At 62.2% G+C, this 23,213-nt stretch carries 26 protein-coding genes, 1 tRNA gene and 1 pseudogene; 12 read left to right on the top strand and 16 right to left on the bottom strand.

From position 1 onward, the window contains the following. Positions 1 to 61: 61 nt before the first annotated feature. Together rhaS and NKH30_RS12220 are read right to left on the bottom strand one after the other, a co-directional pair. A complete protein-coding gene (rhaS, locus tag NKH30_RS12225) occupies positions 62 to 1,057 on the bottom strand; it encodes a rhamnose ABC transporter substrate-binding protein (RefSeq protein WP_352541324.1) in 996 nt (331 codons plus the stop codon). A 55-nt stretch (positions 1,058 to 1,112) separates the two neighbouring features. Continuing rightward, positions 1,113 to 1,922 (bottom strand): DeoR/GlpR family DNA-binding transcription regulator, encoded by an 810-nt coding sequence (locus NKH30_RS12220; RefSeq protein ID WP_023677380.1) that lies wholly within the window; start codon positions 1,920 to 1,922, stop codon positions 1,113 to 1,115. A 187-nt stretch (positions 1,923 to 2,109) separates the two neighbouring features. Here NKH30_RS12220 and NKH30_RS12215 point away from each other — a divergent pair, with 187 nt between their 5' ends. Both NKH30_RS12215 and rhaI read left to right on the top strand, forming a co-directional pair. Continuing rightward, the gene (locus tag NKH30_RS12215; RefSeq protein WP_352613935.1) at positions 2,110 to 4,212 is read left to right on the top strand and encodes a bifunctional rhamnulose-1-phosphate aldolase/short-chain dehydrogenase; all 2,103 of its coding nucleotides are present in this window, start codon (positions 2,110 to 2,112) and stop codon (positions 4,210 to 4,212) included. Positions 4,213 to 4,337: 125 nt separating this feature from the next. After that, positions 4,338 to 5,630, top strand: a complete 1,293-nt coding sequence (gene rhaI, locus NKH30_RS12210) for an L-rhamnose catabolism isomerase (protein ID WP_352470137.1) — start codon at positions 4,338 to 4,340, stop codon at positions 5,628 to 5,630. 67 nt (positions 5,631 to 5,697) lie between these two features. Here the strand turns inward: rhaI and NKH30_RS12205 are convergent, their stop codons facing one another. Next, on the bottom strand, positions 5,698 to 5,943 hold the full coding sequence (locus NKH30_RS12205; protein WP_352813658.1) for a hypothetical protein: 246 nt from the start codon (positions 5,941 to 5,943) through the stop codon (positions 5,698 to 5,700). Position 5,944: 1 nt separating this feature from the next. Further along, positions 5,945 to 6,073: a hypothetical protein gene (locus NKH30_RS12200; protein ID WP_352813657.1), complete on the bottom strand. Its 129-nt coding sequence runs from the start codon at positions 6,071 to 6,073 to the stop codon at positions 5,945 to 5,947. Between the two features lie 26 nt (positions 6,074 to 6,099). On the opposite strand from NKH30_RS12200, the pseudogene NKH30_RS12195 reads away from it, so the two are divergent. Next, positions 6,100 to 6,240 (top strand): annotated as a pseudogene (locus NKH30_RS12195) (sugar isomerase); the annotation flags it as partial. Between the two features lie 388 nt (positions 6,241 to 6,628). Then, positions 6,629 to 8,365 carry a gamma-glutamyltransferase gene (gene ggt, locus NKH30_RS12190; protein WP_352813656.1) on the top strand — a complete coding sequence of 579 codons (1,737 nt, stop codon included), beginning with the start codon at positions 6,629 to 6,631 and terminating at the stop codon, positions 8,363 to 8,365. Between the two features lie 59 nt (positions 8,366 to 8,424). Here the strand turns inward: ggt (NKH30_RS12190) and NKH30_RS12185 are convergent, their stop codons facing one another. The 3 genes from NKH30_RS12185 to NKH30_RS12175 all read right to left on the bottom strand — a co-directional run bounded on the left by NKH30_RS12185 (position 8,425) and on the right by NKH30_RS12175 (position 9,833). Continuing rightward, positions 8,425 to 8,766: a hypothetical protein gene (locus NKH30_RS12185; protein WP_292663955.1), complete on the bottom strand. Its 342-nt coding sequence runs from the start codon at positions 8,764 to 8,766 to the stop codon at positions 8,425 to 8,427. A 181-nt stretch (positions 8,767 to 8,947) separates the two neighbouring features. Further along, on the bottom strand, positions 8,948 to 9,397 hold the full coding sequence (locus NKH30_RS12180; protein WP_352775778.1) for a hypothetical protein: 450 nt from the start codon (positions 9,395 to 9,397) through the stop codon (positions 8,948 to 8,950). A gap of 136 nt (positions 9,398 to 9,533) precedes the next feature. Next, on the bottom strand, positions 9,534 to 9,833 hold the full coding sequence (locus NKH30_RS12175; RefSeq protein WP_352470142.1) for a DUF1236 domain-containing protein: 300 nt from the start codon (positions 9,831 to 9,833) through the stop codon (positions 9,534 to 9,536). A 422-nt stretch (positions 9,834 to 10,255) separates the two neighbouring features. On the opposite strand from NKH30_RS12175, the gene NKH30_RS12170 reads away from it, so the two are divergent. The 8 genes from NKH30_RS12170 (at position 10,256) to ggt (NKH30_RS12135) (ending at position 17,080) form a co-directional block, all read left to right on the top strand. After that, positions 10,256 to 10,447, top strand: coding sequence for a DUF3606 domain-containing protein (locus tag NKH30_RS12170; protein WP_023719459.1), 192 nt, complete (start codon positions 10,256 to 10,258; stop codon positions 10,445 to 10,447). A gap of 102 nt (positions 10,448 to 10,549) precedes the next feature. Further along, positions 10,550 to 10,816, top strand: a complete 267-nt coding sequence (locus tag NKH30_RS12165; protein WP_352501726.1) for a DUF6894 family protein — start codon at positions 10,550 to 10,552, stop codon at positions 10,814 to 10,816. 652 nt (positions 10,817 to 11,468) lie between these two features. Further along, positions 11,469 to 11,846: a VanZ family protein gene (locus NKH30_RS12160; protein ID WP_352501727.1), complete on the top strand. Its 378-nt coding sequence runs from the start codon at positions 11,469 to 11,471 to the stop codon at positions 11,844 to 11,846. Positions 11,847 to 12,381: 535 nt separating this feature from the next. After that, positions 12,382 to 13,029 (top strand): GntR family transcriptional regulator, encoded by a 648-nt coding sequence (locus tag NKH30_RS12155; protein WP_352683191.1) that lies wholly within the window; start codon positions 12,382 to 12,384, stop codon positions 13,027 to 13,029. Positions 13,030 to 13,107: 78 nt separating this feature from the next. Further along, entirely contained in the window at positions 13,108 to 13,953 is an 846-nt protein-coding gene (locus tag NKH30_RS12150) for a transporter substrate-binding domain-containing protein (protein WP_352470146.1), read from the top strand. 84 nt (positions 13,954 to 14,037) lie between these two features. Beyond that, complete coding sequence (locus tag NKH30_RS12145) at positions 14,038 to 14,751, top strand: ABC transporter permease (protein WP_502906845.1); 714 nt, start codon at positions 14,038 to 14,040, stop codon at positions 14,749 to 14,751. Positions 14,752 to 14,773: 22 nt separating this feature from the next. Continuing rightward, complete coding sequence (locus NKH30_RS12140) at positions 14,774 to 15,466, top strand: ABC transporter permease (RefSeq protein ID WP_352995676.1); 693 nt, start codon at positions 14,774 to 14,776, stop codon at positions 15,464 to 15,466. A gap of 21 nt (positions 15,467 to 15,487) precedes the next feature. Continuing rightward, positions 15,488 to 17,080 carry a gamma-glutamyltransferase gene (gene ggt / locus NKH30_RS12135; RefSeq protein WP_352813654.1) on the top strand — a complete coding sequence of 531 codons (1,593 nt, stop codon included), beginning with the start codon at positions 15,488 to 15,490 and terminating at the stop codon, positions 17,078 to 17,080. A 190-nt stretch (positions 17,081 to 17,270) separates the two neighbouring features. On the opposite strand, the gene NKH30_RS12130 is transcribed toward ggt (NKH30_RS12135), so the two are convergent. The 9 genes from NKH30_RS12130 to murA all read right to left on the bottom strand — a co-directional run bounded on the left by NKH30_RS12130 (position 17,271) and on the right by murA (position 23,100). Then, positions 17,271 to 17,346: transfer RNA gene (locus NKH30_RS12130), tRNA-Phe, on the bottom strand. A gap of 319 nt (positions 17,347 to 17,665) precedes the next feature. Then, complete coding sequence (gene yacG / locus NKH30_RS12125; RefSeq protein WP_352470149.1) at positions 17,666 to 17,857, bottom strand: DNA gyrase inhibitor YacG; 192 nt, start codon at positions 17,855 to 17,857, stop codon at positions 17,666 to 17,668. Next, on the bottom strand, positions 17,854 to 18,483 hold the full coding sequence (locus NKH30_RS12120) for a Maf-like protein (RefSeq protein WP_352470150.1): 630 nt from the start codon (positions 18,481 to 18,483) through the stop codon (positions 17,854 to 17,856). The genes yacG and NKH30_RS12120 overlap by 4 nt, the downstream gene beginning before the upstream one ends. A gap of 25 nt (positions 18,484 to 18,508) precedes the next feature. Next, the gene (infA, locus tag NKH30_RS12115; RefSeq protein ID WP_006200926.1) at positions 18,509 to 18,727 is read right to left on the bottom strand and encodes a translation initiation factor IF-1; all 219 of its coding nucleotides are present in this window, start codon (positions 18,725 to 18,727) and stop codon (positions 18,509 to 18,511) included. Between the two features lie 89 nt (positions 18,728 to 18,816). Further along, positions 18,817 to 19,299 (bottom strand): arsenate-mycothiol transferase ArsC, encoded by a 483-nt coding sequence (locus NKH30_RS12110; protein WP_502893829.1) that lies wholly within the window; start codon positions 19,297 to 19,299, stop codon positions 18,817 to 18,819. Next, positions 19,287 to 19,772, bottom strand: a complete 486-nt coding sequence (locus NKH30_RS12105; protein ID WP_352470151.1) for a UPF0262 family protein — start codon at positions 19,770 to 19,772, stop codon at positions 19,287 to 19,289. Before NKH30_RS12105 ends, NKH30_RS12110 begins: the two co-directional genes overlap by 13 nt. Positions 19,773 to 19,774: 2 nt before the next feature. Then, positions 19,775 to 21,067 carry a histidinol dehydrogenase gene (gene hisD / locus NKH30_RS12100; RefSeq protein ID WP_352995674.1) on the bottom strand — a complete coding sequence of 431 codons (1,293 nt, stop codon included), beginning with the start codon at positions 21,065 to 21,067 and terminating at the stop codon, positions 19,775 to 19,777. Between the two features lie 4 nt (positions 21,068 to 21,071). Continuing rightward, entirely contained in the window at positions 21,072 to 21,506 is a 435-nt protein-coding gene (locus NKH30_RS12095) for a DUF2948 family protein (protein WP_352470153.1), read from the bottom strand. A gap of 301 nt (positions 21,507 to 21,807) precedes the next feature. After that, on the bottom strand, positions 21,808 to 23,100 hold the full coding sequence (gene murA / locus NKH30_RS12090; protein WP_023677408.1) for a UDP-N-acetylglucosamine 1-carboxyvinyltransferase: 1,293 nt from the start codon (positions 23,098 to 23,100) through the stop codon (positions 21,808 to 21,810). Between the last annotated feature and the right edge of the window lie 113 nt (positions 23,101 to 23,213).

Here is a 23,213-nt window from a genome sequence, read left to right as displayed (position 1 = left end):
AGGTTCGTTTGAAAGCGCGGCGGAACCTGAGCCCCGCCGCACCGTTTCGAAGGTCCCAGGATCAATAGATCTTGGAGAACTTTTCGATGTTCGACTTGTCGAACTGGAAGGGCGGAGCCATCGCAGCCGAGTTGGTGTCGTCGAGCGTGACCTTGCCGACGCGGCCGATCGACAGCGTAGCACCGGGCTTGGCCTCTTCCTTCTTCACCGCCAGGTCGTGGGCGAGGTAGACGGCGGAGTAGCCGAGATCGATCGGGTTCCACAGCGCAACCGCCTGGCTGGCGCCATTGTCGATGAACTTCTTGAACTCCGACGGCAGCGCCAGGCCGGTGACGTTGACCTTGCCGATCAGGCCTTCATCGGTCACCACCTGCGCGGCGGCAACGACGCCGACCGTGGTCGGTGCGATGATCGCCTTGAGGTTCGGATAGGACTTCAGCAGGCCCTTGGCTTCGTCCGTGCTCTTGGCCGAGTCGTCGTCGCCATAGACGGTGGCGACGAGCTTGATCTTGGGGAACTTCTCCGGCAGCACCTTCTTGGCGGCGTCGATCCAGGCATTCTGGTTGGTCGCGGTCGAAGAAGCCGACAGGATGGCGACATCGCCGCCTTCCGGCAGGTAGTCGGCGGCCAGCTTGATGATGGTCTCACCGATCAGGTTGGTATCGGAGGGGTTGAGGTGAAGCTGGCGTCCTTCCGGCGCGACGCCTGAATCCCACGAGATGACGGTAATGCCGCGCTGCATCGCCTTCTTCAGCACTGGCACCAGCGCGTCGGCGTCGTTCGCCGAAATGGCGATGGCATCGACCTTCTGGGCGATCAGCGAATTGACCACTTCGATCTGCGCTTCGGCGGTCGCCTTGGTCGGGCCGGTGTAGATGATGTCGACATCGCCGAGTTCCTTGGCCGCCTCTTCGGCGCCCTTGTTGGCGGCGTCGAAGAAGCCGTTGCCGAGCGACTTCACCACCAGCGCGATCTTGACGTTTTCGGCGTAGGCGGCATTCACGAACATGGCGGCGGAGAACGCCGCCGTAACCATCAATTTCTTCAGAAAGCTCATCGAATATCCTCCCTTGAGCGTTGCATTCCATCGCCGCTGCGGGCGTGAGTGGTTCTCAGGCCTGCAGCGAAGATTCTTCCTTGTTGGTTGCCGTTGTGCGGGCGATGATCAGCGTCACGCCGGCGGTCTCCAGCATCTTGGCTTCGCGATCCTCGATGGCGTCGTCGGTGATCACCGTGGCGATGCGCGACAGGCCGCACAGGATCAGGCTCGAGCGTTTGCGGAACTTCGAGGAATCGACCAGCACCACCAATTCGTCTGCCTGGTCGATCAGTTTCTGCTCGGCCTGGATCAGCAGCGGGTCGCCTTCCATAAGACCGAGCGGCCCCAGCCCTTGCGCGCCCATGAACATGCGGCGCGCGTAGAAATTGCGCGTCACGTCATTGTCGAACGGCGACAGGATGATGTTCTGCTCGCGGTAGATGGTGCCGCCCGACAGCATCACCGTGTTCTTGGAGTGCCTGAGCAAGTGCTCCGCGATCGGGAAGGAATTGGTGAAGATCGGCATGCGGCGGCCGGTCAGGAAATGCACCATCTGGAAGGTGGTGGTGCCGCCATTGATGATGATCGGCTCGCCGTCCTTGCACAGATCCACGGCTTCCCGCGCGATTGCCCGCTTCTGCGAAGCGTTGATGGTCTCGTTGACGGAAAAGGGCCGGCCGGCAAGGCCGATGAACTGCGGCGGCGAAAGCGCCTCGGCGCCGCCGCGCACCCGGCGCAGCCGCTTTTGCACATGCAATGCCGCGATGTCGCGCCGGATCGTCGCCTCCGACGACTCCGTCAGGTCGACCATCTCCTGCACCGTCACCACAGGCTTTTCCTGGACGGCGGACAGAATGATCCTGTGGCGCTCTTTCTCGTGCATGGTTCCTCCCTGCCGGAGCATCTAGTCACCCAAAGCGCGCAGTGTCAATCATTTCCGATCAGATAATTTCATTGTGCAATGCAATATGACTGATATTGATCGTTTGTGATTGACAAGGCCGCTGCTTGCGTAGAAATTCGTACAAAAGGGACCCGCGCCGTTTGCGTGTCCCAAAGGGAGGATACCTATGCTCGACAAGCGCTCCGGCACGCGCCTCGCCAATCTTTGGGATGACGCAAAAGCGCAAGCAATGAGCGAGCCCGAACGTCTGGTCTATCGCTCGAATGTTCTTGGCTCCGACAAGCGCGTCACCAATTATGGCGGCGGCAACACCTCCTCCAAGATCTGGCAAAACGATCCGCTCACCGGCGAGAGCGTGGAAGTGCTGTGGGTCAAGGGCTCGGGCGGCGACAGCGCCTCGATCAAGCTCGACGGCTTCGCCACGCTCTACATGGACAAATTGCGCGCGCTGAAAGGTCTCTATCGCGGCCTCGAACATGAAGACGAGATGGTCGGCTATCTGCCCCATTGCACCTTCAACCTCAACCCGCGCGCGGCTTCCATCGACACGCCGCTGCATGCCTTCGTGCCGAAGCCTTTTGTCGACCATATGCATCCCGATGCCATCATCGCCATTGCCGCCGCCAAGGATTCGCAGGCGCTGACCAAGGAGATCTTCGGCGACACGATCGGCTGGCTGCCATGGAAACGTCCGGGCTTCGAGCTCGGCCTGTGGCTGGAGAAATTCTGCCGCGAAAACCCCGAAGCCAAGGGTGTCGTACTGGCCAGTCATGGCCTGTTCAGCTGGGGCGACACGCCGAAGGAATGCTACGAGACGACGATCTCGGTGATCAACCAGGCGATCGACTGGTTCGAGCGCAAGAGCCAGGGCAAGCCGATTTTCGGCGGCGAAGTCGTCAAATCCCTCGATGCGCCTGCGCGTCGCGCCGCGGCCGCAAAACTGATGCCGAGGATCCGTGGCCTGATCTCGGAGAACAGCCACAAGCTCGGCCATTTCGACGATTCCCCTGCCGTGCTCGAATTCGTCAATTCCAGGGATTTGCGGCCGCTGGCGGCACTCGGCACGTCCTGCCCGGACCACTTCCTGCGAACCAAGATCCGGCCGCTCGTCATCGAGTTCGACCCCCAAAATCCCGACGTCGATGCCGTCATTGCCCGTCTTGCCGATGATGTGGCGGAGTATCGCGTCGGCTATCAGGCCTATTATGACCGCTGCAAGCACGCGGATTCGCCACCGGTGCGCGATCCGAACGCCGTCGTCTATCTGATGCCCGGCGTTGGCATGTTCACCTTCGCCGGCGACAAGGCGACGGCGCGCATATCGGGCGAGTTCTACGTCAACGCCATCAACGTCATGCGCGGTGCCTCGACGGTCTCGACCTATGTCGGCCTGCCCGACCAGGAAGCCTTCGACATCGAATACTGGCTGCTCGAAGAGGCAAAGCTGCAGCGCCTGCCGAAACCAAAGGCTCTTGCCGGCCAGATTGCGCTGGTCACCGGCGGCGCCGGCGGCATTGGCCGGGCCACCGCCAACCGGCTGCTGCGCGAGGGCGCGTGCGTCGTGCTGGCCGATATCGACGAAGCAGCCCTTGCCGGCGCCAATGACGAGCTTGCCAAGGCCTATGGCAAGGATTTCGTGCGGCCCGTAGTCATCAACGTCACGTCCGAGGATCAGGTGATCTCCGGCTTTGCCGAAACGGCGGTCGAATTCGGCGGCATCGATATTCTGGTCTCCAATGCCGGCCTGGCCTCCTCGGCGCCGATCGAGGACACCACGCTGACGCTGTGGAACAAGAACATGGACATCCTGTCGACCGGCTATTTCCTGGTTTCGCGGGAGGCGTTCCGGCTGTTTCGGGCGCAGAAGATCGGCGGCAACGTCGTCTTCGTCGCCTCCAAGAATGGGCTTGCCGCATCGCCAAACGCCGCCGCCTATTGCACTGCCAAGGCCGCCGAAATCCATCTGGCACGCTGCCTGGCGCTGGAAGGCGCGGAAGCGCAGATCAGGGTCAATGTCGTCAACCCCGACGCCGTGCTGCGCGGCTCGAAGATCTGGAGCGGCGAATGGAAGGAACAGCGCGCCGCCGCCTACAAGATGTCGACCGACGATCTCGAGGAGCACTACCGCTCGCGTTCGATGCTGAAGCGGTCGGTGTTCCCCGAAGACATCGCCGAGGCGATCTATTTCTTCGCCTCCGATATGTCGGCCAAATCGACCGGTAACATCATCAACGTCGACGCCGGCAACGCACAGAGCTTTACGCGATAAGCAGTCGTTTGAGGGTTGGCGCCGACGCCGGAGCTTTACCCTTCTCCCCGTTACCATACGGGGAGAAGGTGCCGGCAGGCGGATGAGGGGCAGCGCCAACCGAACGCATTTGGGAGGAAACTTTAGTGTCCGAAACCATCATCTCCGCCGATGTTGTCGAGAAAGATAATGCCGCGCGCAACGCCAATCTCAAGCGCGACTACGAGTCCCTCGGCGAGCGCCTCGACCGCCGCGGCATCGCCATCGACGCCATCCGCGACAAGGTCGAGAAATTCGCCGTCGCCATCCCGTCCTGGGGCGTCGGCACCGGCGGCACCCGCTTTGCCCGCTTTCCCGGCGCCGGAGAGCCGCGTGACATTTTCGACAAGATCGAGGACTGCGCCGTCATCCGGCAATTGACGCAGGCGACGCCGACCGTCTCGCTGCATATTCCCTGGGACAAGGCCGATCCGAACCGGCTGAAGCAGGCGGCATCCCGCTTCGGCCTCGGCTTCGACGCCATCAACTCCAACACCTTCTCCGACGCCAGGGACCAAAAACTTTCCTATAAATTCGGCTCGCTGTCGCATGCCGATGCAGCGACACGCCGGCAGGCGGTCGAGCATAATCTCGAATGCATCGAGATCGGCAGGACGCTGGGCTCCAAAGCGCTGACGGTATGGATCGGTGACGGCTCGAACTTTCCCGGCCAGGTCAATTTCGCCAAGGCATTCGAGCGCTATCTCGACGCGATGAAGGAGATCTATGCCGGACTGCCGGACGGCTGGAAACTGTTCACCGAGCACAAGATGTACGAGCCGGCCTTCTATTCGACCGTCGTGCAGGATTGGGGCACCAACTACATCATCGCCAACGAGCTTGGCGACAAGGCGTTCTGTCTGGTCGACCTTGGCCATCACGCCCCCAACGTCAACATCGAGATGATCGTGTCGCGACTGATCCAGTTCAAGAAACTTGGCGGCTTCCATTTCAACGATTCGAAATATGGCGACGACGATCTCGACGCCGGCTCGATCGATCCCTACCGGCTGTTCCTCGTCTTCAATGAACTGGTCGATGCCGAGCTTGCCGGTGCCGAAGGTTTCGATCCGGCCCACATGCTCGACCAGAGCCATAACGTCACCGATCCGATAGAAAGCCTGATGTTGTCGGCGGTCGAGGTGCAGCGCGCCTATGCGCAGGCGCTGCTGGTCGACCGCAAGGCGCTCGAAGGCTTCCAGGACGCTAATGACGCGCTGATGGCGACGCAGACGCTGAAGACAGCCTATCGCACCGACGTCGAGCCTATCCTTGCCATGGCGCGGCTGAAGACCGGCGGCGCCATCGATCCGGTCGCCGCCTACCGCGCCGCCGGCTACCGGGCGAAGGTCGCAGCCGAACGGCCGGCGGTGGCGAGCGTCGGCGGCGGGATTGTTTGATATTGGCTGAAAAACGAAAACCCGCCTAAGGCGGGTCGTCGGTGCGAATCAATCGCGATTGTTGCGTTTATAAGCCCAGGCTTGGGCGGACCGCATTCCAGTCTTCCCAAGCATTCTCAAGCCTGATGTCATCATAGCCGCGCTTCTCCGCCACCTGCGCGGCGACGTCGTATGGCATCGCCATGCATGCGGCGCTGTCCCTGATCGCCACGACTTCGTCCTCAGTCAAAGGCGAGCCCTTTTGCTGTTCGCGATTGAGCAGAACCGCCACAAGCGATGGGATCGCTACCAAAACCAACTGCTCGTCGGTCACGTCAAATTCTCTGTCGCTTGTACTTCACCAGCTTCTTGAGCCGCTCGCCCAAGGGCTTCTCGTCGTCGCGTTCAGGCCCGCGGGCTACGTCCTTGAAGTTGTGGATCTGGGATTGCTTCGGATCAGCCATGCTTGCGCCTGTACCATGCTCAGTGGCTGCGGCCTATCCTTGCCATGGCGCGGCTGAAGACCGGCGGCGCCATCGATCCGGTCGCCGCCTACCGCGCCGCGGGCTACCGGGCGAAGGTTGCAGCGGAACGGCCGGCCGTGGCGAGCGTCGGCGGCGGGATTGTTTGATATTGGCTGAAAATGAAAACCCGCCACGAAGGGCGGGTCGTTGGAGCCAATTAGCACCATTACCAAATTAATAGCATAGCTGCCGGCACAAAGCAAGAACAAAGTTGCTGTGTAACTGAAAAATTCTGAGAGCCGCGATGAAGCGTGGCCTTGCTACCAACGCTGCGGCGCTCAGAAGTTACGGCATGGATCCTAGGGCGGAGCAGGAGCGAAGCGACGTAGCGGAGACCCTAGGATCCATGCCGTTGCAGTCGCCGAAGATTGCAACGGCGGTTGCGAGGCGAACCGGCACAGGCGTGCGAACCCTCCCGATTCTTTCGATCTTCGCAGTAGACTCGACCTCCCCAAACCGCTTTCCTAGGCCCACCCCAAGCCTCGGAGAACGGCCATGCACAATTTCCGCCGGACGCTGATTGCCGTAAGCCTTTCCCTCACCCTGACCTTCGTACCCTTCCTCGCCTATGCCGCCTCGCCGCAGCCGGCGAAGGGCGAGCACGGCATGGTGGTGACCGCCCAGCATCTTGCGTCTGAGGTCGGCGTCGAGGTGCTGAAGAGGGGCGGCAACGCGGTCGATGCCACGGTCGCCGTCGGCTATGCGCTGGCCGTGGTCTACCCGACCGCCGGCAATATCGGCGGTGGCGGCTTCATGACCATCCGCTTCAAGGACGGCCGCTCGACCTTCCTCGATTTTCGCGAGCGCGCGCCGCTGGCCGCGACCAAAACCATGTATCTCGACAAGGACGGCAAGCCGGTAAAAGGCGCCAGTCTCGACGGCTATCTGGCGATCGGCGTGCCGGGCTCGGTCGCTGGTTTCGAGATGGCGCGGGAGAAATACGGCACGCTGTCGCGGCAGGACTTGCTGGCGCCGGCCATCCGCTTTGCCAAGGAAGGCTTCGTGCTGGAGCAGGGCGATGCGGCCTCGCTCCAGGGCGGCGCGGAGCGGTTGGCAAGGGACCCAGCGGCGGCGGCCATTTTCCTCAAGCCGGACGGCAAGCCCTATGCTGTCGGCGAGCGTCTTGTTCAGCCCGACCTCGCGGCTTCGCTGGCCGCCATTTCCGAACGCGGGGCGGATGCCTTCTACAAAGGCGCGACCGCCGACGCCATCGTCAGGGCGAGTGGGGAGAAGGGCGGCATTCTGGCCAGGGTTGATTTCGAAAGCTATGCGGTGCGCGAGCTCAAGCCCGTGACCTGCAATTATCGCGGCTACGAGATCATTTCCTCGCCGCCGCCGAGCTCCGGCGGCGTCATCATCTGCGAGATCCTCAACGTGCTTGAGTTCTATCCGTTGTCCTATCTCGGCGCCGGTTCGGCCGAGACGGTTCACGTCATGGTCGAGGCGATGCGCCACGCCTATGTCGACCGCAATTCGGCGCTCGGCGATCCCGGTTTCATCGACAATCCGGTCGCAAAACTGCTCGACAAGAATTACGCCAGGGAAATTCGCGAAAAGATCGATCCGTTCCGGGCCGGCGTCTCGCAGGAATTGATGCCGAAGGGTTTTGGCGAGAGCAACGAGACGACGCATTTTTCGATCATCGACAATGATGGCAATGCCGTCGCGGTAACCTACACGCTGAACGGCTCTTTCGGCGCCGGCGTTGTCGCCGCCGGCACCGGCATCCTGCTCAACAACGAGATGGACGATTTCACCCAGAAACCCGGCGTGCCCAATCTCTATGGCCTGGTCCAGGGCGAGGCGAATGCGATCGCGCCGAAAAAGACGCCGCTGTCCTCGATGAGCCCGACCATCCTCGCCAAAGACGGCAAGCCGTTCATGGTCATCGGCAGCCCCGGCGGTTCACGCATCATCACCATCACGCTGGAGGCGATCGTCAACGTCGTCGACCACGGTATGAACATCCAGGAGGCCATCGACGCACCGCGCATCCATCACCAATGGCTGCCTGACACGGTCTATATCGAACGTTTCGGCCTGTCGCCCGATACCGAAAAGCTGCTCACCGGCATGGGCTACCACCTCGATCTTGCCGACACGACCTGGGGCCAGGCGACCGGCATCCTGGTCGGCGGCAAGAGCCTGGCGGAAATCGAGAAGGGCGGCGGCGCCCGCTACAATGGCGCCATCGACAGCCGCGCCGCATCCGGCAAGGCTATCGGGTATTAGACCCCAAGAGTGGGAATCGGTTTTTCGGATAAGATCATGGTCAACAATTTCGCTCTGAATCAGGTGACCAGCGCGATCGTCGACGCTATCAGCATCAGCGCCGCGATGCCGACGAACAGGGCGTAGATGCGTGGCCGGTCGAGCAGAAGCGCATTGCCGGATATCCATGCCGCGGTGGCTCCGCCAAGCGCGAAAAAGAAGGTGCTGCGGCGCCCGAAGCTCAAGCCGGCAGCCATCAGGCCACCGATGATCAGGGCGCCGAACACGATGATCACGGCGACTGCGTATTTTTCGAAATCGTTGCTGCCGGCGCTCGGGCCGATTGCGTTCAACCTCGACAGATCGTCCGGATCGAACGGGCTGGTCGACCCATATTCGTCTTGACCGACAGGCTCATGCATTATTCGTTCTCCGCAAACCGACAGCAAATCATCAAGCCTCGCCGAGCGCAACCGCTCGCCGAATGTGATCGGCACGGTGTTCAACACTTTCTGGCGGCGGCTTGCCAGAGATTTTTGAATTCGCGATTGGATCGCCGCCCCGCTGCGCGGCCTGGTCAAGCGCTTTGCCCGAGCTGAACCTTCATGCCGCCCTGGCCAAGGACTGCGTTGCCTGAACGGAAGCCCCAAGCACCGCCTGTGCGCTGTCTGCCTGCCTTTCATCGACATGCGCCAGCAGCAGGATCACACCTTGTGCGGCATCCGGCTTGCCTGGCAGCTTGCCGATATCGGACAATGCGCCGAAAAGTCTGCCGGCAACGCAGCCCAAGACTGCACCGACGAGGACCGATGCCAGCCATCCCGCGCCGAGCGGATCGATGCCGGGGATATCGAAGGCGCCGAGGCCGGCCAACAAACCCGCCGCCGCGCCGAGGGCGGCACCGGTGCCTGGACCGCGCAAGACGGCGCCGATTTCGTCGTCGTAGGGTCCGATGATACTGATCTGGTGGCGCGCAATTCCTGCCGCCTGAAGTGCTTCGACGGCTCGCGCCGCCTGGTCATGGGAATCAAAAAGTCTGCTGATTGTTCGCATTGAAACTGCCTGTGAGGCCCCCGCCTCGACGGTACGGCGGGTTCCTGCTGAGCGACGACGCCGAGGAACCGCCTAACGCATACGTCGCCCGCCGCGCATTTCCGAGCGGCGGGCGACGACTGCCCGAGCTTTCACGTCACTCGATGATCTTGACGATCTTGCGCGTGCCTGGGTCGACGACGACGGTGCGGTTGTCGACGACGACATAGCGGTATTTGACGTTGGGGACTTCATGAAGCTCGACGGTATCGGGGAGCGTCGAGCCGATATTGAGCTCCACCCCAGGGATTTTCACCGAGGCCAGCGGCTGCTTTTTCACATACTCCTTGATGATCGTTTCCTGCTGCGGTTCGATGACAACGTCTTGCGCCGCAGCGGCGCCGATGCCTGCCAGCAGCAAAAATCCCGCCACCGCGGTGGAAAGATGCATTCTCATGGTCGTCTCCTTTGCGAACTCGGTCCGCTCTTCACGCCAAGGCTCACTCGAACGGAAGGCAGCTGAAAACGTTCCGTCGACGGGGCTTCGGTCCCGCCCGGCAGGGACCAACCGACGTGTTGCCGCAGGACCTAAGTCTGATCCTTGCGCGCAAAGGGTGGGTTTGCCGCGTGACCCGGAACCGTGGCGGCGCGTGGCCGTTGCTGGCTGCACGTTCCGGGAGGATTCCATGGAAAAGGTCGACGGTTGCTCGCACCGGTCCAGGCTGTTTCCATTCCGATCGAACCCGGCATCTGCGCAGCACTGTCCCTTCCTGCGCCGATAAGGGTTCGCGCGTCACTTTGTGGCGGGCGAACCCTCAAATTGCTGTGTGCACCAAAGTTGACCCCCTGAAGCGAAGAGAAGGGGCGAGGAGAGCGGAAATGGCCGATGACAAGAGCAAGCGAGACTTCAGCGACCGCAATCGCGTTTCGGCGGATGAATATTATGAGGTCGAATATTTCGCGCGGGAAAATGGTGTTTCGCCCAGCCAGGTGAGCAAGCTGATCAAAAGGACCGGCGGCGACCGGATGATCCTCTCGCAGGCGGTGAAGGCATTGCGCGAGCGCAAGTGAGCTGGCGGCGAAGCCAACGGTGGAAAGGCACTGATCGCGATCGGCCGAGATCCGGCCAGCTATCGACAACGTGCCCGGATGCCGCCGCTTCGGCCAAGCGCAATGCCCCGCTACTTCTTCGATTCCGATGAAGACGGAATTGTCTATTCCGACGATCAGGGAACGTTATATGACGATCTCCCGCTGGTCAGGAAAGAAGCCCTTCGCACATTGGCCGAGATGGCCAGGGATGGCCTTCCTCATCGCAGGATTGCAGTCAAGGTCCGGGACGACCGTGGCGGTCTGGTCCTTGAAGTGGCTTTGACCTTTGCCGTTGAAACGCGGCACTTCGACGAGCGGATTTTCCGGATCGACTTGCGCACGAACTGACGGCTCGATCATCATCGCGCCGAGCATCAGATTTCTGGTGCAGCGGCATCTTCCCCTGGCGCGGAACATTAGAAATCTCTAATTGTTATCTTAAGCAGCGGGAACCTCCCAGGTTTCTGCTGCAGATCGGGTGCAACCCGATCGGCCCGCGCCCTCCGCCAGAGGCGCGGGCTTCGTTTGTTTAGCCGATGCGCAACGCCGTTCGGCAGCAGCATATTGGAGGCCTGCGGGAGCATTAGTAACATCTGTCGCTACCGCGGCGCCCTGGCGCCCAGGCAACGGAGCCCGTCGTCCGACAGGGCGGCGGGCTTTTTTGACGCGGGTCGGTCATCACGCAATCGATGGAATTCTGGCCGGCGCCGCTTCGTGTGGCATGGGGTAAGGTGCCCTGACGCAGCGCCGGCCAAGCGGAAATCAGGTCCGCCGCAGCCAGATTGTAGCCGCGCCGGCGCAGCAGGTAATTGCGTGATCGCGGAAGCCGCACCATTGCAGAGCCCTCCCAGCAGTTCGGTCTGCCCAGCGGCTGACCCGATGCATTCATTCATTCTGACGATGCACCGGACGCCCCGACGGCGGAAATTGGACGCAGCACTCGCTCTCGATTCAGCGGCCGATGCTCCCTGCAGATTTCGGACGAAAGGCCATTCTATCCTTGTCGCGCCTGGATTCTTATCAGATCGTGGCAAGGTTTGCCTTTACGGCCGCGTTTGCCGGCGTTCTGCTGTTCGCCCTTTTGCCGGAGCAAGTCCTGCGGGGCCTTGGCCTGGCTTTCACGTCTGATCACGACAAGCTCAATCACGCCGCCGCCTTCGTCGTCCTGGCGGCTCTCGGAAGTTTCGGCTGGCCGGAACGCAAGGCGAAGCTGATCGTACTCCTCGTTCTCACGGGCGCGGCGATCGAGGGGCTTCAGGCCGTGCGACTGATAGGGCGCGACCCGGATCTATTCGACTGGGTCGCCGACTGCGCGGGAATCGCGTGCGGACTGATGGTTGCAAGCTGGACAAGGCGGCTCGCCGGCGGATTGCCATAGCTCGAAAGCGCATAACGGAATCGGCGCGCCCGTGCCCCAATAAGGGGAAATTGGCCGGCGCCACTGGGGGGCGCGTTGGGGTAAGTTGCCTGATGGGGCGCCGGCCAGGCGGAAAAATTACGTCCGCCGCAAAGTAACATAGCAGGAACGGCAAAGCGCGGCAGTAGCGTGATCGCGGAAGGTCCGCGTTGGCGCCTCCGGTGCGGTGACCCGTTTTGGATCAACAAATCTGGCACCTGAATTGCACTGCAGGCAATGCCGGGAAATCCCGGCAATCGTCCCCGAATATGGGGCCTCGCCGCTTCGCAAATGGAGCGGCGGGCCTTTTGCCGGACGTTGAAAAGTAGGCCGATCAGCGGCTTAGCCGATCACGGTGTGCTTAGCCCGATTTCCCCTGCCAAGTGCTTATTCTCACAAGAGAAATTCTAAAGCGCCCAAGCATCGGTGCTTGACACAGGTTTCGATAACTGGATAAGTGGATACACAGATACGCTCTGATCGGACCAGGGACATGGCAGCTGACGCAATCGAGCCGTTGGGCATCACGACCGCCGAGGAGGAGGCTTATCGCCACATTCAGCGGGCCCTGAGGATGGGGCGTTACCGGGCCGGGGACCGGCTGATCCCGGAAGAGATCGCGACGGAAATCGGCATGAGCCGCATGCCGGTTCGCGAAGCATTCCGCCAACTGGCCGCGGAAGGTCTTGTGGTCATTCGCCCGAACCGTGGCTGCATCGTCGCCGGGCTTACCCTCGATGAGATCTACGAAACCTTTGAAATACGCTCGGTGCTCGAAGGGCTGGCGGTGAGGCTTGCCATGCCGCACATCGATGCCGAAGTGCTTGAAGAACTGGAACGCCAGCTGGACCGCATGGAGCGCGCCAGCCAGACCGGCAGCAGCGACTGGGTCGTGCGCCATCAGGCCTTCCATTTGCAGATTTGCCAACTGAGCAACCGACCCAAACTCGTCCGGCAGATTGCCAGCCTGCACGTCGTGATCGAACCCTACCTGCGCATCTGGTTCGACTATGTCGACAAGCCCGCCAGCGCGCGTGCCGAGCACGAGATCCTGATCGACGTGCTGCGGTCAGGTGACGCCGGCAAGGCTGAGATCGTCATGCGGGATCATATCGTCGAGACAGCGCCGCTTCTGGCCAACTTCGCAAGTCCCGGCCGCCGCTAGGGAATACTCGTTGAAGCCGAAAGATAATCCGGCACGACGAAAGGGAACTGCCGTACCGGCAAAAAAGAGGAGAATGACATGAAAATTAGCCGCATCGCAGCCATTGCGTCGGTCCTGTTCGGCCTGGTCCAGGCCGCCGTTGCACAAGAAACACCAAAGGCAATTACCATTGCCACCGAAGGAGCCTACGCGCCCTGGAATTTCACAACAGCCGACGGCAAGCTGGACGGCTTCGAAGTCGATCTCGCCAATGATCTGTGCGGGCGAATGAAGATCGAGTGCAAGATCGTCGCACAGGACTGGGACGGCATGATCCCCGCGCTGACCGTCGGCAAGTTCGACGTGATCATGGCGAGCATGTTCATCACTGAAAAACGTCTGAAGGTCATTGATTTTACCCAGCCATATGCGGTTGACCCCTCAGGTTTCGCGGTCGCCAAGGATAGCGAACTGGGCAAGCTCGGCATTTCCAACGAGCGGTTCAAGCTGGACAATGAAGCCACTTCGCAGGCGGCAATCGACAAGCTCAAGCCATTGCTGAAGGGAAAGATCATTGGAGTTCAGGCTGCAACGGCGAACCTGGAATTCCTGAAAAAATACTTCTCGGACGTCGCCGAGATTCGCGAATACAAGACCACCGAGCAACACGATCTCGATCTTGCCGCGGGTCGCATCGACGCGCTCTTCGCGCAACAGACAGCGCTGGCCGCCACGCTGAGCAAGCCGGAGTTCAGCGACTATACGCTTGCAGGACCAGGATTTGTCGGGGGTCTCTTCGGTCTTGGCTCAGGGGCCGGCATCCGCAAAGAGGACACCAAGCTGAAAGACATGCTCAACGGCGCCATCGACGCCGCGACCGCCGACGGCACGATCAAAACTCTGTCGCTTAAATGGCTCAAGAGCGACGTTACTCCAGTCAAGTAAGCGCTTGCCGGCGAACGGCCATTCCTGACCACGTTCCGGAGCTGAGCCGTTCGTCCTGCCGGGGCATCAATGCCGGGGGTATCAATGGTTGACGCATTCCGGCTGCTTGGTTTCCAGCACGGAGGTTGGGGGGCTGCTCTTCTCATGGCGGCCTCGGTCACAGTGCTCCTGTCTGTGCTGGGCTTTGCGCTTGGCGCTGTATTTGGCGGGCTGGCAGCGGCCGGGCGTCTCCGCAACTCCAGAATATTGAGGTTCTTGGCCCTTGGCTATTGCACGGTTTTCAGGGGCGTGCCCGACCTTCTGACCATTTATCTGCTTTACTATGGAGGTAGCGTCGCCCTGACCTCGCTTGGTCATAGCCTGGGCGGGTCCGGATTCGTCGGCGTTCCGGCCTTTGCCACCGGAACCTTGGCTATCGCGATCATCTCGGGCGCCTATCAAGCCGAGGTCTATCGAGGGGCTTACGTCGCCATCGACCAGGGACAGCACGATGCCGCTTGCGCGCTTGGTCTCAACCGGCTGCAGCGGCTGCGACAGGTTATTTTTCCCCAGCTCCTGAGATACGCGCTGCCAGGTCTCGGCAATGTGTGGCAGTTGGTTCTGAAGGACTCCTCGCTGATATCGGTAATCGGCCTCGTTGAACTGATGCGCCAGGCGCAGATCGCTGCAGGTTCGACCCGTGAACCGTTCATCTTCTACATTGCTGCAGCCTTGCTCTATCTGGCTATCGCTTCCGTCACGGGCCACGCCTTTTACCGTCTGGAACGGAAGGCGCCGTGGCGCGTCCGGTCGGCATGATAGATTTCAGTTTTTCCTCGAAATCCTGCCGAAGCTACTCGCCGGCCTGCCGCTCACGGTGGAACTGGCCCTGACTTCCATCGTTGCCGGCTTCGTTCTTGCCGTCACATTGGCGCTTGCCCAGCAATCGGAATCGCCCTTCGTCGTCTTGCCGATCCGTGGCTTCGTTGCCGTGTTCAGGGGCACGCCTCTGCTGGTGCAGATTTTTCTGACCTATTATGGCCTTGGTCAGTTCCGGCACCAACTGTCGGCAATTGGATTATGGGCCGTTTTCCGCGAACCCTACTGGTGCGCAATCATCGCGCTGACCCTCAACACCACCGCCTATGGCAGCGAAATCCTCCGCGGCGCGATTCAATCGGTGCCACGCGGCCTTGTCGAGGCGGCGCGGTCTGTCGGCCTGTCCACCTGTTTGACCTATCGGCACGTTATCCTGCCGCTGGCCTTTCGCCAGGCGCTGCCGAGTTACGGCAATGAAATCATCCTGATGATCAAGGGCACGTCTCTGGCTTCCATCGTGACCTTGATGGAGGTGACTGGAATTGCCCAGGGATTGATCTCCCAGACCTACCGCGCCTTTGAAGTCTTCATTTGCGCGGGCGCCATTTATCTCGCTTTGAACTTCGCGATCATCCGTGCCTTGGCGGCACTCGAATACTGGATGTCGCGGCATCTGCGGCACCGCCCCTCGACGATGAGCGACGCCGCCTCTTGAGCACGATCAGAAGGGCATAGCATGCGAAATTTTGAGAAACCAACGCGCTCGGTCGTCGTTTCACGCGAGGCCATGGCCGCCACCTCTCATCCGTCGGCGACCCTGACGGCGGTCGAGATCATGGCGGCCGGCGGCAACGCCATGGATGCCGCCATCGCAGCCTGCGCGGTGCAATGTGTCGTCGAGCCAGCCTCGACCGGCATTGGAGGCGACTGCTTCGCTCTTCTGTCGCGAAACGGATCCGGCGAGGTCATCGCCTACAACGGATCGGGCAGGACACCCGCCGCCCTGACAATTGACTGGTTCCTCGAACGTGGCATGGCCGAGGTGGCCCGCAATTCTCCCGGCTCCGTCACCATCCCGGGAGCCATCGATGCCTGGACCAGATTGCACGCTGATCATGGACATATGCCCTTCGATCAAATCCTGGCCCCCGCTATACGTTTCGCCGAGGAAGGCTACGCCATTTCACCGCGGGTCCATCGTGACTGGGCGTTGGAAGAAGAACTTCTGGCCTCCGATGTAGCCGCGAAACGGATTTTCCTGCCAAACGGCCGCGCGCCACGTGTTGGCGAAGTGCATCGCCAGCCTGAGTTGGCTGCAACGCTGCGGCTGATCGCCAAGAAGGGACGCGAGGCCTTCTATACTGGCCCTGTGGCCGACGACATGGTCGCCTATCTTCGTGGGCTCGGCGGATTGCACACACTCGAAGATTTCGCCTCGGCAACAGGCGAATACGTGACCCCGATCAGCACGGCGTTCCGAGGCTGCGATGTGTTCGAATGTCCGCCGAATGGCCAGGGTGTGATCGCGCTGCTCATTCTAAACATCCTCTCGCGCTTCGAAGCGCACGGCGACCCGCAATCCGCGGACCGGCTTCACCTGGAAATCGAAGCAACACGCCTCGCTTACGCCGCGCGTGACCTGCTCGTCGCCGATCCCGACACTTCCGAGGTCCCGGTGGCCGAGATGTTGTCGAATGCCTGGGCCGATCGTCTGGCCGGCATGATTGACCTAAAGCGCGCCCGCGCGGACCTGCCGGCGTTCGATATGCCGCTGCACAGCGACACGGTCTATATTTCCGTTGTCGATAAGGACCGCAATGCGGTCAGTTTCATTAACTCGGTCTTCGACAGCTTTGGCTCGGGCCTGGTCTCGCCACGCTCCGGTGTCGTCTTGCACAATCGCGGGCAAAGCTTTTCGCTTGACCCCAGGCACCCCAATGCAGTGGCGCCGAACAAGCGACCTTTGCATACCATCATACCCGGGATGCTTGCGAGAGACGGCCGGGCAGAAATGCCTTTCGGCGTTATGGGCGGCTACTACCAGGCAATGGGCCACGCGCACCTGCTGACGAAGGTGCTCGATTTCGGGATGGATCTGCAGGAGGCGATTGATCTGCCGCGGGTCACCCCCGTCAGCGGCACCATGAACGTCCAGGCCGAACACGGGCTCGCTGGCGAAACCGTAGCTGAACTTAGCCGACGCGGTTTCGAAATCATTCCCGCCACGGACCCGATCGGCGGTGCGCAGGCCATTCGCATCGATTGGGCAAACGGGACCCTGCTGGGCGGTTCTGAACCGCGCAAGGACGGCTGCGCCCTCGGTCTGTAGAGCGGTTATGGCCAGAGCGAGATGCAAGATGCCGAAGATGCACTCCATCGACATTTGGCCGAGCAGGAGCCGCTGGCGCCATGGTCCCGATAATTCTTGCACGCCATCGACAATCCGATCGGCGCGAGGTTGTCACCCATGTCTTAGGTACAAACTGTTACCCATGTCTCCGAGCCGTACAGGGAAAAAATGGTGCCCAGAGGCGGATTCGAACCACCGACACGCGGATTTTCAGTCCGCTGCTCTACCAACTGAGCTATCTGGGCCTGCTCCGGTAGGCGGCAATCTGCACACCGGGTTCATGAAAGCGCCGTCGGCACCCCTTGAAAGCGCGTGGGTTATAGCACGGGAATCCGGCCTGTCCAGCGCTTAGAGCATGATCCCGAAAAGTGGAATCCGGTTTTCGGAAAAGATCATGCTCAGACAAAACGCCAGAACCTGTTCCGTCCGACAGTGTCCGGATGGAACAAGTTCTGGACATTGATTTCAGGCGGGAAACGACAGGCAGTCCGCAAGGCCGATCATCGGTCACGATCGCGGCTGCGAAACCGTCCCAAGCCTGTGGAAAACCGCAGGTGGACGGTGCTATTTCTGGTCGTCGTTCTGATCCTCGTCGTCGCGGCCCGGGATGACGTAGACCCCCTTCAGCCAGCGGTTGAGGTCGATGTCCTTGCAGCGCGTCGAGCAGAACGGGTAGGTTTCGCGCGCCGATGGCTTGCCGCATTCGGGGCAGGGCCGCTTGGGCCGCAACGGCGTGACCTTGTCGTCCGGGCTCATATCCGCGCACCCGACAGCCAGTTGGCGTGCACCTTAAACCCTTCGCCGCTCAAAAGCGCTACCGTCTCGTAGAGTGGCAGGCCGACGACGTTGGTGTAGGAGCCGACAAGCTTGACGACGAAGGCGCCGGCAAGCCCCTGGACGCCATAGCCGCCGGCCTTGCCGCGCCATTCTCCGGATGCGATGTAGGCCTCGATCTCCTCGCGCGGCAGCCGCTTGAAGCGCACCCTGGTCTCGACCAGCCGCAAGCGCTGCTTGCCGCCAGGTGTGATCAGGCAGATGCCGGAATAGACGCGGTGCGAACGGCCGGACAAAAGCCCAAGGCAGTTGGCGGCGTCGTCGAGCGTCTCGGCCTTGGGCAGGATGCGTCGCCCGACGGCCACCACCGTGTCGGCCGCCAGCACGAAGCTCGGCGCGTAGTCCGTCTCGGTTTTCAGCGAGGCCAGCGCTTTCTCGGCCTTCTGCGTCGCCAGGCGCTTGGCCAGCGAGCGCGGGTGCTCGGCGCGCAGCGGCGTCTCGTCGACATCAGCCGGCAGCACACGGTCCGGCTCGATGCCGGCCTGCTGCAGCAGCTCGATCCGGCGTGGCGAACCCGAGGCAAGCACGAGCTTCTGCAAAATGCCCATCGCGATCCCGGCCGGGTCCTTGAACTTACTTGAAGCGGTAGGTGATGCGGCCCTTGGTCAGGTCGTAGGGCGTCATCTCGACCAGGACCTTGTCGCCGGTCAAAACGCGGATGCGGTTCTTGCGCATGCGGCCGGCGGTATGGGCGATGATTTCATGTTCGTTTTCGAGCTTGACCCTGAACATCGCGTTGGGCAGCAGTTCCGTCACGACACCCGGAAACTCGAGGACTTCTTCCTTCGGCATTCGATACCTTTGCTTGGATGGGTACTTCCAGCGCCCCGGCCGGAAAGTTGCGCGGAACCTATATGATAAACGCCCGCTTGTGAACATGCTTAATCCGCGGCGTTTTCAGCCCCGTTGCCGAGGAAACGGCGGCCGATCCGCGCCTTCAGCCGCTCGCGCACGTCGCGGTAGGCGGCCATGATCTGCTCGCGCGTGCCGCTGACGCCGGTCGGGTCGGGCATCGGCCAATATTCGACCTCGACGGCCAGCGAGCGGGTGAGTTCGAGCGCGATGTGGTGGGCTTCCGGCGCCAGCGTGACGATCAGGTCGAAATAATCGTCCTCGAGGTCATCCATCGTTCTCGGGTGCCGTTCGCCGAGCGACAGCCCTTCTTCGGCCAGCACGGCATCGACGAACGGATCGCGTTCGCCGCCGCGCACTCCCGCCGAGGCGACGAAGGTGGTAGGCGGGAGCACCTTGCGCGCCAGCAATTCGGCCATCGGCGAGCGCACGGCGTTCATGCCGCAGACAAACAGGATCGAGCGGGGCAGGATCTGGCGGGGCAGCGGGGCGGCCAGTTTCAGCCTCGCCAGTGCAGCACGCAAACCAGCGTGAACAGCCGGCGCGCCGTGTCGAAGTCAATCTCGATCTTGCCGGCAAGCCGGTCCATCAGCCTCTGCGAGCCTTCATTGTGCAGGCCGCGCCGGCCCATGTCTATCGCCTCGATATGGCTTGGCGTCGCGGTGCGGATGGCATCGTAATAGCTTTCGCAGATCATGTAGTAGTCCTTGACGATGCGCCGAAGCGGCGTCAGCGACAGGATGTGGGTGACCACGGCTGCGCCGTCCTCGCGCGTCACCGCGAACACCAGCCGGGACTCGGCCAGCGACAGTTTCAGCCGGTATGGCCCGGCGCCGTCGTCATTGACCGGCTGGAAGCGGTTCTCCTCGATCAGGTCGAAGATCGCCACCGCCCGCTCATGCTCGACATCGGGCGTCGAGCGGCCGATCGTCTCGTCGAGCTCGACATCGATCAGCCTGGCGCGGGTTTGGTCGTAGTCGGACATTTCTACATGTTCAGCCGGATGGCGACGGAGCGTCCATGCGCATCGAGGCCTTCCGCCTTGGCGAGCGTGATCGCCGCCGGCGCCAGTGCCCGCAACTGCTCCGGCCCGAGCTTCAGGATCGAAGTGCGCTTGACGAAATCGAGCACCGAAAGCCCGGACGAAAAGCGCGCCGAGCGCGCCGTCGGCAGCACGTGATTGGAGCCGGCGACATAGTCGCCGATGGCTTCCGGCGTGTGGCGGCCGAGAAACACCGCACCGGCATTGCGCATCCGCGCCAGGAACGCCTCTGGGTCGTCGATGGCAAGCTCGACATGTTCGGCCGCGATTCGGTCGACCAGCGGCAGTGCTGCCTCGATCGTCGGCACCAGGATGACGGCGCCGAAATCGCGCCAGCTCGCCGCCGCCGTTTCTCCGCGCGGCAGGTTCTGCAACTGCCGCTCCACCGCCTGTTCGACCGCTGCGCCAAAGGCACGGTCGTCGGTGATCAAGATCGACTGCGCCGACACATCGTGTTCGGCCTGGGCGAGGAGGTCGGCGGCGATCCAGTCCGGATCGTTGCTGCCGTCGGCGACAACCAGCACTTCCGACGGCCCGGCGATCATGTCGATGCCGACCGTGCCGAACACCTGGCGCTTGGCCGCCGCGACATAGGCATTGCCGGGGCCGACGATCTTGGCGACGGGCTTTATCGTTTCGGTACCATAGGCAAGGGCCGCGATCGCCTGGGCGCCACCAACGCGGTAGATTTCGGAGACACCGGCAAGATCGGCTGCCACCAGCACCAGCGGCGGCACCTCGCCGCCAGAGGCCGGCACCACCATGGCGATGCGCTCGACGCCGGCGACCTTGGCCGGTACCGCGTTCATCAGCACCGAACTCGGATAGCTCGCCGTGCCGCCCGGCACGTAGAGCCCGACGGCCTCGATTGCCGTCCAGCGCGAGCCGAGCTCGACGCCGGCGGCATCGGTGTAGCGGTCGTCCTGCGGCAGCTGCCGCTGGTGATGGGCGCGGATGCGCTCGCGCGCGAATTTCAGCGCCTCGACCGTCTGCGGATCGGCGGCCTCGTAAGCCTTGGCAATGTCGTCCCTGGAGACGGCGATGCCGAGCCTGGCCAGGTCGCCGCCGCCGAATTTCTGCGTGTACCCGACCAGCGCCGCGTCGCCCTCGGCACGCACCTTGGCGATAATCTCGCGCACCACGGCGTCGACATCGGCCGAGACTTCCCGCTTGGTCAGCAGGAACGCGGCAAAGCGCTGCTCGAAATCGGCGTCGGACTGGCGAAGCGTGATAACCATCATATCAGACCCTGTGGACCGGGCGCGACGTCGCTTCCCAGGCGCCGCCGACATCGGCAAGCCGCGCCTCGATGCATTCGACATCGAGCATGATCGCGCCGCCGCCCGAAAAGATCAGCTCGACGATGCCGGCCGGTTTGTCGAGCGCGAGAAAGCTGATCGCCAGCAGTGACAGCACCTCGTCCGGCTTGTCGCGGGCAATGCCGCTGGTCTTGGCGCCGAGCACCCGGTCGAAATGCAGCACGGCCTGCCGCCGCTCATTGTGCTGGCGGAAGAAGCCGGATTTCGCCTCCCAGACGAAGCGGTTCATGGTCAGCACGAAGCGCTTTACCGAAGGCAGGTATTCGAGATCGCTGACCTTCATGACGGCATCCTGGACATGCGCCGAGATGATGCTCAGATCCTGATCGTCGAGCGCGACAAGCTTGAGGCCATTCATGCGGAATTCGCACCTGCGAGTTGATTATTCGACCTTCTGTTAGGCGGTCTTTCCTGCTCGTGCAACCGCGCCGGAGGTCTTGTCCAGGCAATCGCCCCAGTCGGCGCTGCCCCTCATCCCCCTGCCGGGACCTTCTCCCCGTATAGGGACGGGGAGAAGGGGCTGGCCGCAACCTCGGCACCCTCCCGCAACGCTGGAGATTGGCGAAATCCTTCGCGAGGCGTCCCTTCTCCCCGTCCCTATACGGGGAGAAGGTCCCGGCAGGGGGATGAGGGGCAGCGCCGACCTGAGCCTGCTATGGTCACCCCGAAATGCGCTCGATCTCCGCGCCGCAGCCGGACAGCTTTTCCTCCAGCCGCTCGAAGCCGCGGTCGAGATGGTAGACGCGGTTGACCGTGGTTTCGCCTTCGGCCGCAAGGCCGGCAATGACCAGCGACACCGAGGCCCGAAGATCGGTCGCCATGACTGGCGCGCCCTTCAGCTTCGCTACGCCGTCGACGATCGCCGTCTGGCCGGACAGCGTGATGTGGGCGCCGAGCCGGGCGAGTTCCTGGACGTGCATGAAGCGGTTTTCGAAGATCGTCTCGGTGATGCGCGACTTGCCCTTGGCCATCGTCATCAGGCCCATGAACTGCGCCTGCAGATCGGTCGGGAAAGCCGGGAAGGGCGCCGTCGTCACATCGACCGGCGAAATGCCGGCGCCGTTGCGCCTGACGCGGATGCCGGAATTAGTCTGCGTGATCTCGGCGCCGGTCTGCGAAATGATGTCGAGCGCCGTCTGCAACAGGTCGGGCCGCGCGCCTTCCAGCACGACGTCGCCGCCGGTCATCGCCACCGCCATCGCATAGGTGCCGGTCTCGATGCGGTCGGGGATCACCCTGACGCGAGCACCCGACAGCGCCTCGACGCCGTCGATGGTGATGGTCGCCGTGCCGGCGCCCGAGATCTTCGCGCCCATGGCGTTGAGGCATTCGGCGAGATTGACGATCTCCGGCTCGCGCGCGGCGTTTTCGAGCACCGTCTCGCCCTTGGCCAGCGAGGCCGCCATCATCAGCACATGGGTGGCGCCGACCGAAACTTTCGGGAACACATAACGGTTGCCGACAAGCCGGCCGTTCCTGGTCTTGGCGATGACGTAGCCGGTGTCGACGTCGATATCGGCGCCCAGCGCCTGCAGGCCTTCGAGGAAGAGGTCAACCGGCCGTGTGCCGATGGCGCAGCCGCCGGGCAGCGACACCTTGGCCTCGCCCATGCGGGCCAGCAGCGGGCCGATCACCCAGAACGACGCCCGCATCTTCGACACCAGCTCGTAAGGCGCCGTCGTGTCGACGATGTTGCGGGCCGAGAAAGTGATGGTGCGCGAATAGCCTTCCTGCTGCTTTTCGCGGCGGCCATTGACCGAATAGTCGACGCCGTGATTGCCGAGGATGCGGATCAGCTGCTCGACATCGGCCAGATGCGGCACGTTTTCCAGCGTCAGCGTGTCATCGGTCAAAAGCGCGGCGATCATCAGCGGCAGCGCAGCGTTTTTCGCGCCCGAGATCGGAATGCTTCCGGCAAGCTTGTTGCCGCCGACAATTCTGATGCGATCCATGAAGAGCGTCCCCTCGGCGCCAAGGCCGGTTTAAATCGGTTGAGTCTGTTGCGGCCATCTAGACCATTGGCCGGCTTGGTTCAAGAAACAGGCTACTCCCCACTTTGGCCCAC

Source organism: Mesorhizobium sp. M1273, from assembly GCF_040318195.1.
Classification (GTDB): Bacteria; Pseudomonadota; Alphaproteobacteria; order Rhizobiales; family Rhizobiaceae; genus Mesorhizobium.
This window is presented reverse-complemented; position numbering and strand designations above follow the sequence as displayed.

Bases quoted from the DNA above. Each gene is read 5' to 3' on its own strand.
- NKH30_RS12120 (WP_352470150.1), bottom strand. From the start codon at position 18,483: ATGGGCATTTTGCAGAAGCTCGTGCTTGCCTCGGGTTCGCCACGCCGG.
- NKH30_RS12220 (WP_023677380.1), bottom strand. From the start codon at position 1,922: ATGCACGAGAAAGAGCGCCACAGGATCATTCTGTCCGCCGTCCAGGAA.
- NKH30_RS12170 (WP_023719459.1), top strand. From the start codon at position 10,256: ATGGCCGATGACAAGAGCAAGCGAGACTTCAGCGACCGCAATCGCGTT.
- infA (WP_006200926.1), bottom strand. From the start codon at position 18,727: ATGCCGAAGGAAGAAGTCCTCGAGTTTCCGGGTGTCGTGACGGAACTG.
- NKH30_RS12150 (WP_352470146.1), top strand. From the start codon at position 13,108: ATGAAAATTAGCCGCATCGCAGCCATTGCGTCGGTCCTGTTCGGCCTG.
- NKH30_RS12175 (WP_352470142.1), bottom strand. From the start codon at position 9,833: ATGAGAATGCATCTTTCCACCGCGGTGGCGGGATTTTTGCTGCTGGCA.
- NKH30_RS12095 (WP_352470153.1), bottom strand. From the start codon at position 21,506: ATGAATGGCCTCAAGCTTGTCGCGCTCGACGATCAGGATCTGAGCATC.
- NKH30_RS12215 (WP_352613935.1), top strand. From the start codon at position 2,110: ATGCTCGACAAGCGCTCCGGCACGCGCCTCGCCAATCTTTGGGATGAC.
- rhaS (WP_352541324.1), bottom strand. From the start codon at position 1,057: ATGAGCTTTCTGAAGAAATTGATGGTTACGGCGGCGTTCTCCGCCGCC.
- NKH30_RS12145 (WP_502906845.1), top strand. From the start codon at position 14,038: ATGGTTGACGCATTCCGGCTGCTTGGTTTCCAGCACGGAGGTTGGGGG.
- NKH30_RS12180 (WP_352775778.1), bottom strand. From the start codon at position 9,397: ATGCGAACAATCAGCAGACTTTTTGATTCCCATGACCAGGCGGCGCGA.
- ggt (WP_352813656.1), top strand. From the start codon at position 6,629: ATGCACAATTTCCGCCGGACGCTGATTGCCGTAAGCCTTTCCCTCACC.
- NKH30_RS12200 (WP_352813657.1), bottom strand. From the start codon at position 6,073: ATGGCTGATCCGAAGCAATCCCAGATCCACAACTTCAAGGACGTAGCC.
- NKH30_RS12185 (WP_292663955.1), bottom strand. From the start codon at position 8,766: ATGCATGAGCCTGTCGGTCAAGACGAATATGGGTCGACCAGCCCGTTC.
- ggt (WP_352813654.1), top strand. From the start codon at position 15,488: ATGCGAAATTTTGAGAAACCAACGCGCTCGGTCGTCGTTTCACGCGAG.
- NKH30_RS12165 (WP_352501726.1), top strand. From the start codon at position 10,550: ATGCCCCGCTACTTCTTCGATTCCGATGAAGACGGAATTGTCTATTCC.
- hisD (WP_352995674.1), bottom strand. From the start codon at position 21,067: ATGGTTATCACGCTTCGCCAGTCCGACGCCGATTTCGAGCAGCGCTTT.
- murA (WP_023677408.1), bottom strand. From the start codon at position 23,100: ATGGATCGCATCAGAATTGTCGGCGGCAACAAGCTTGCCGGAAGCATT.
- NKH30_RS12105 (WP_352470151.1), bottom strand. From the start codon at position 19,772: ATGTCCGACTACGACCAAACCCGCGCCAGGCTGATCGATGTCGAGCTC.
- yacG (WP_352470149.1), bottom strand. From the start codon at position 17,857: ATGAGCCCGGACGACAAGGTCACGCCGTTGCGGCCCAAGCGGCCCTGC.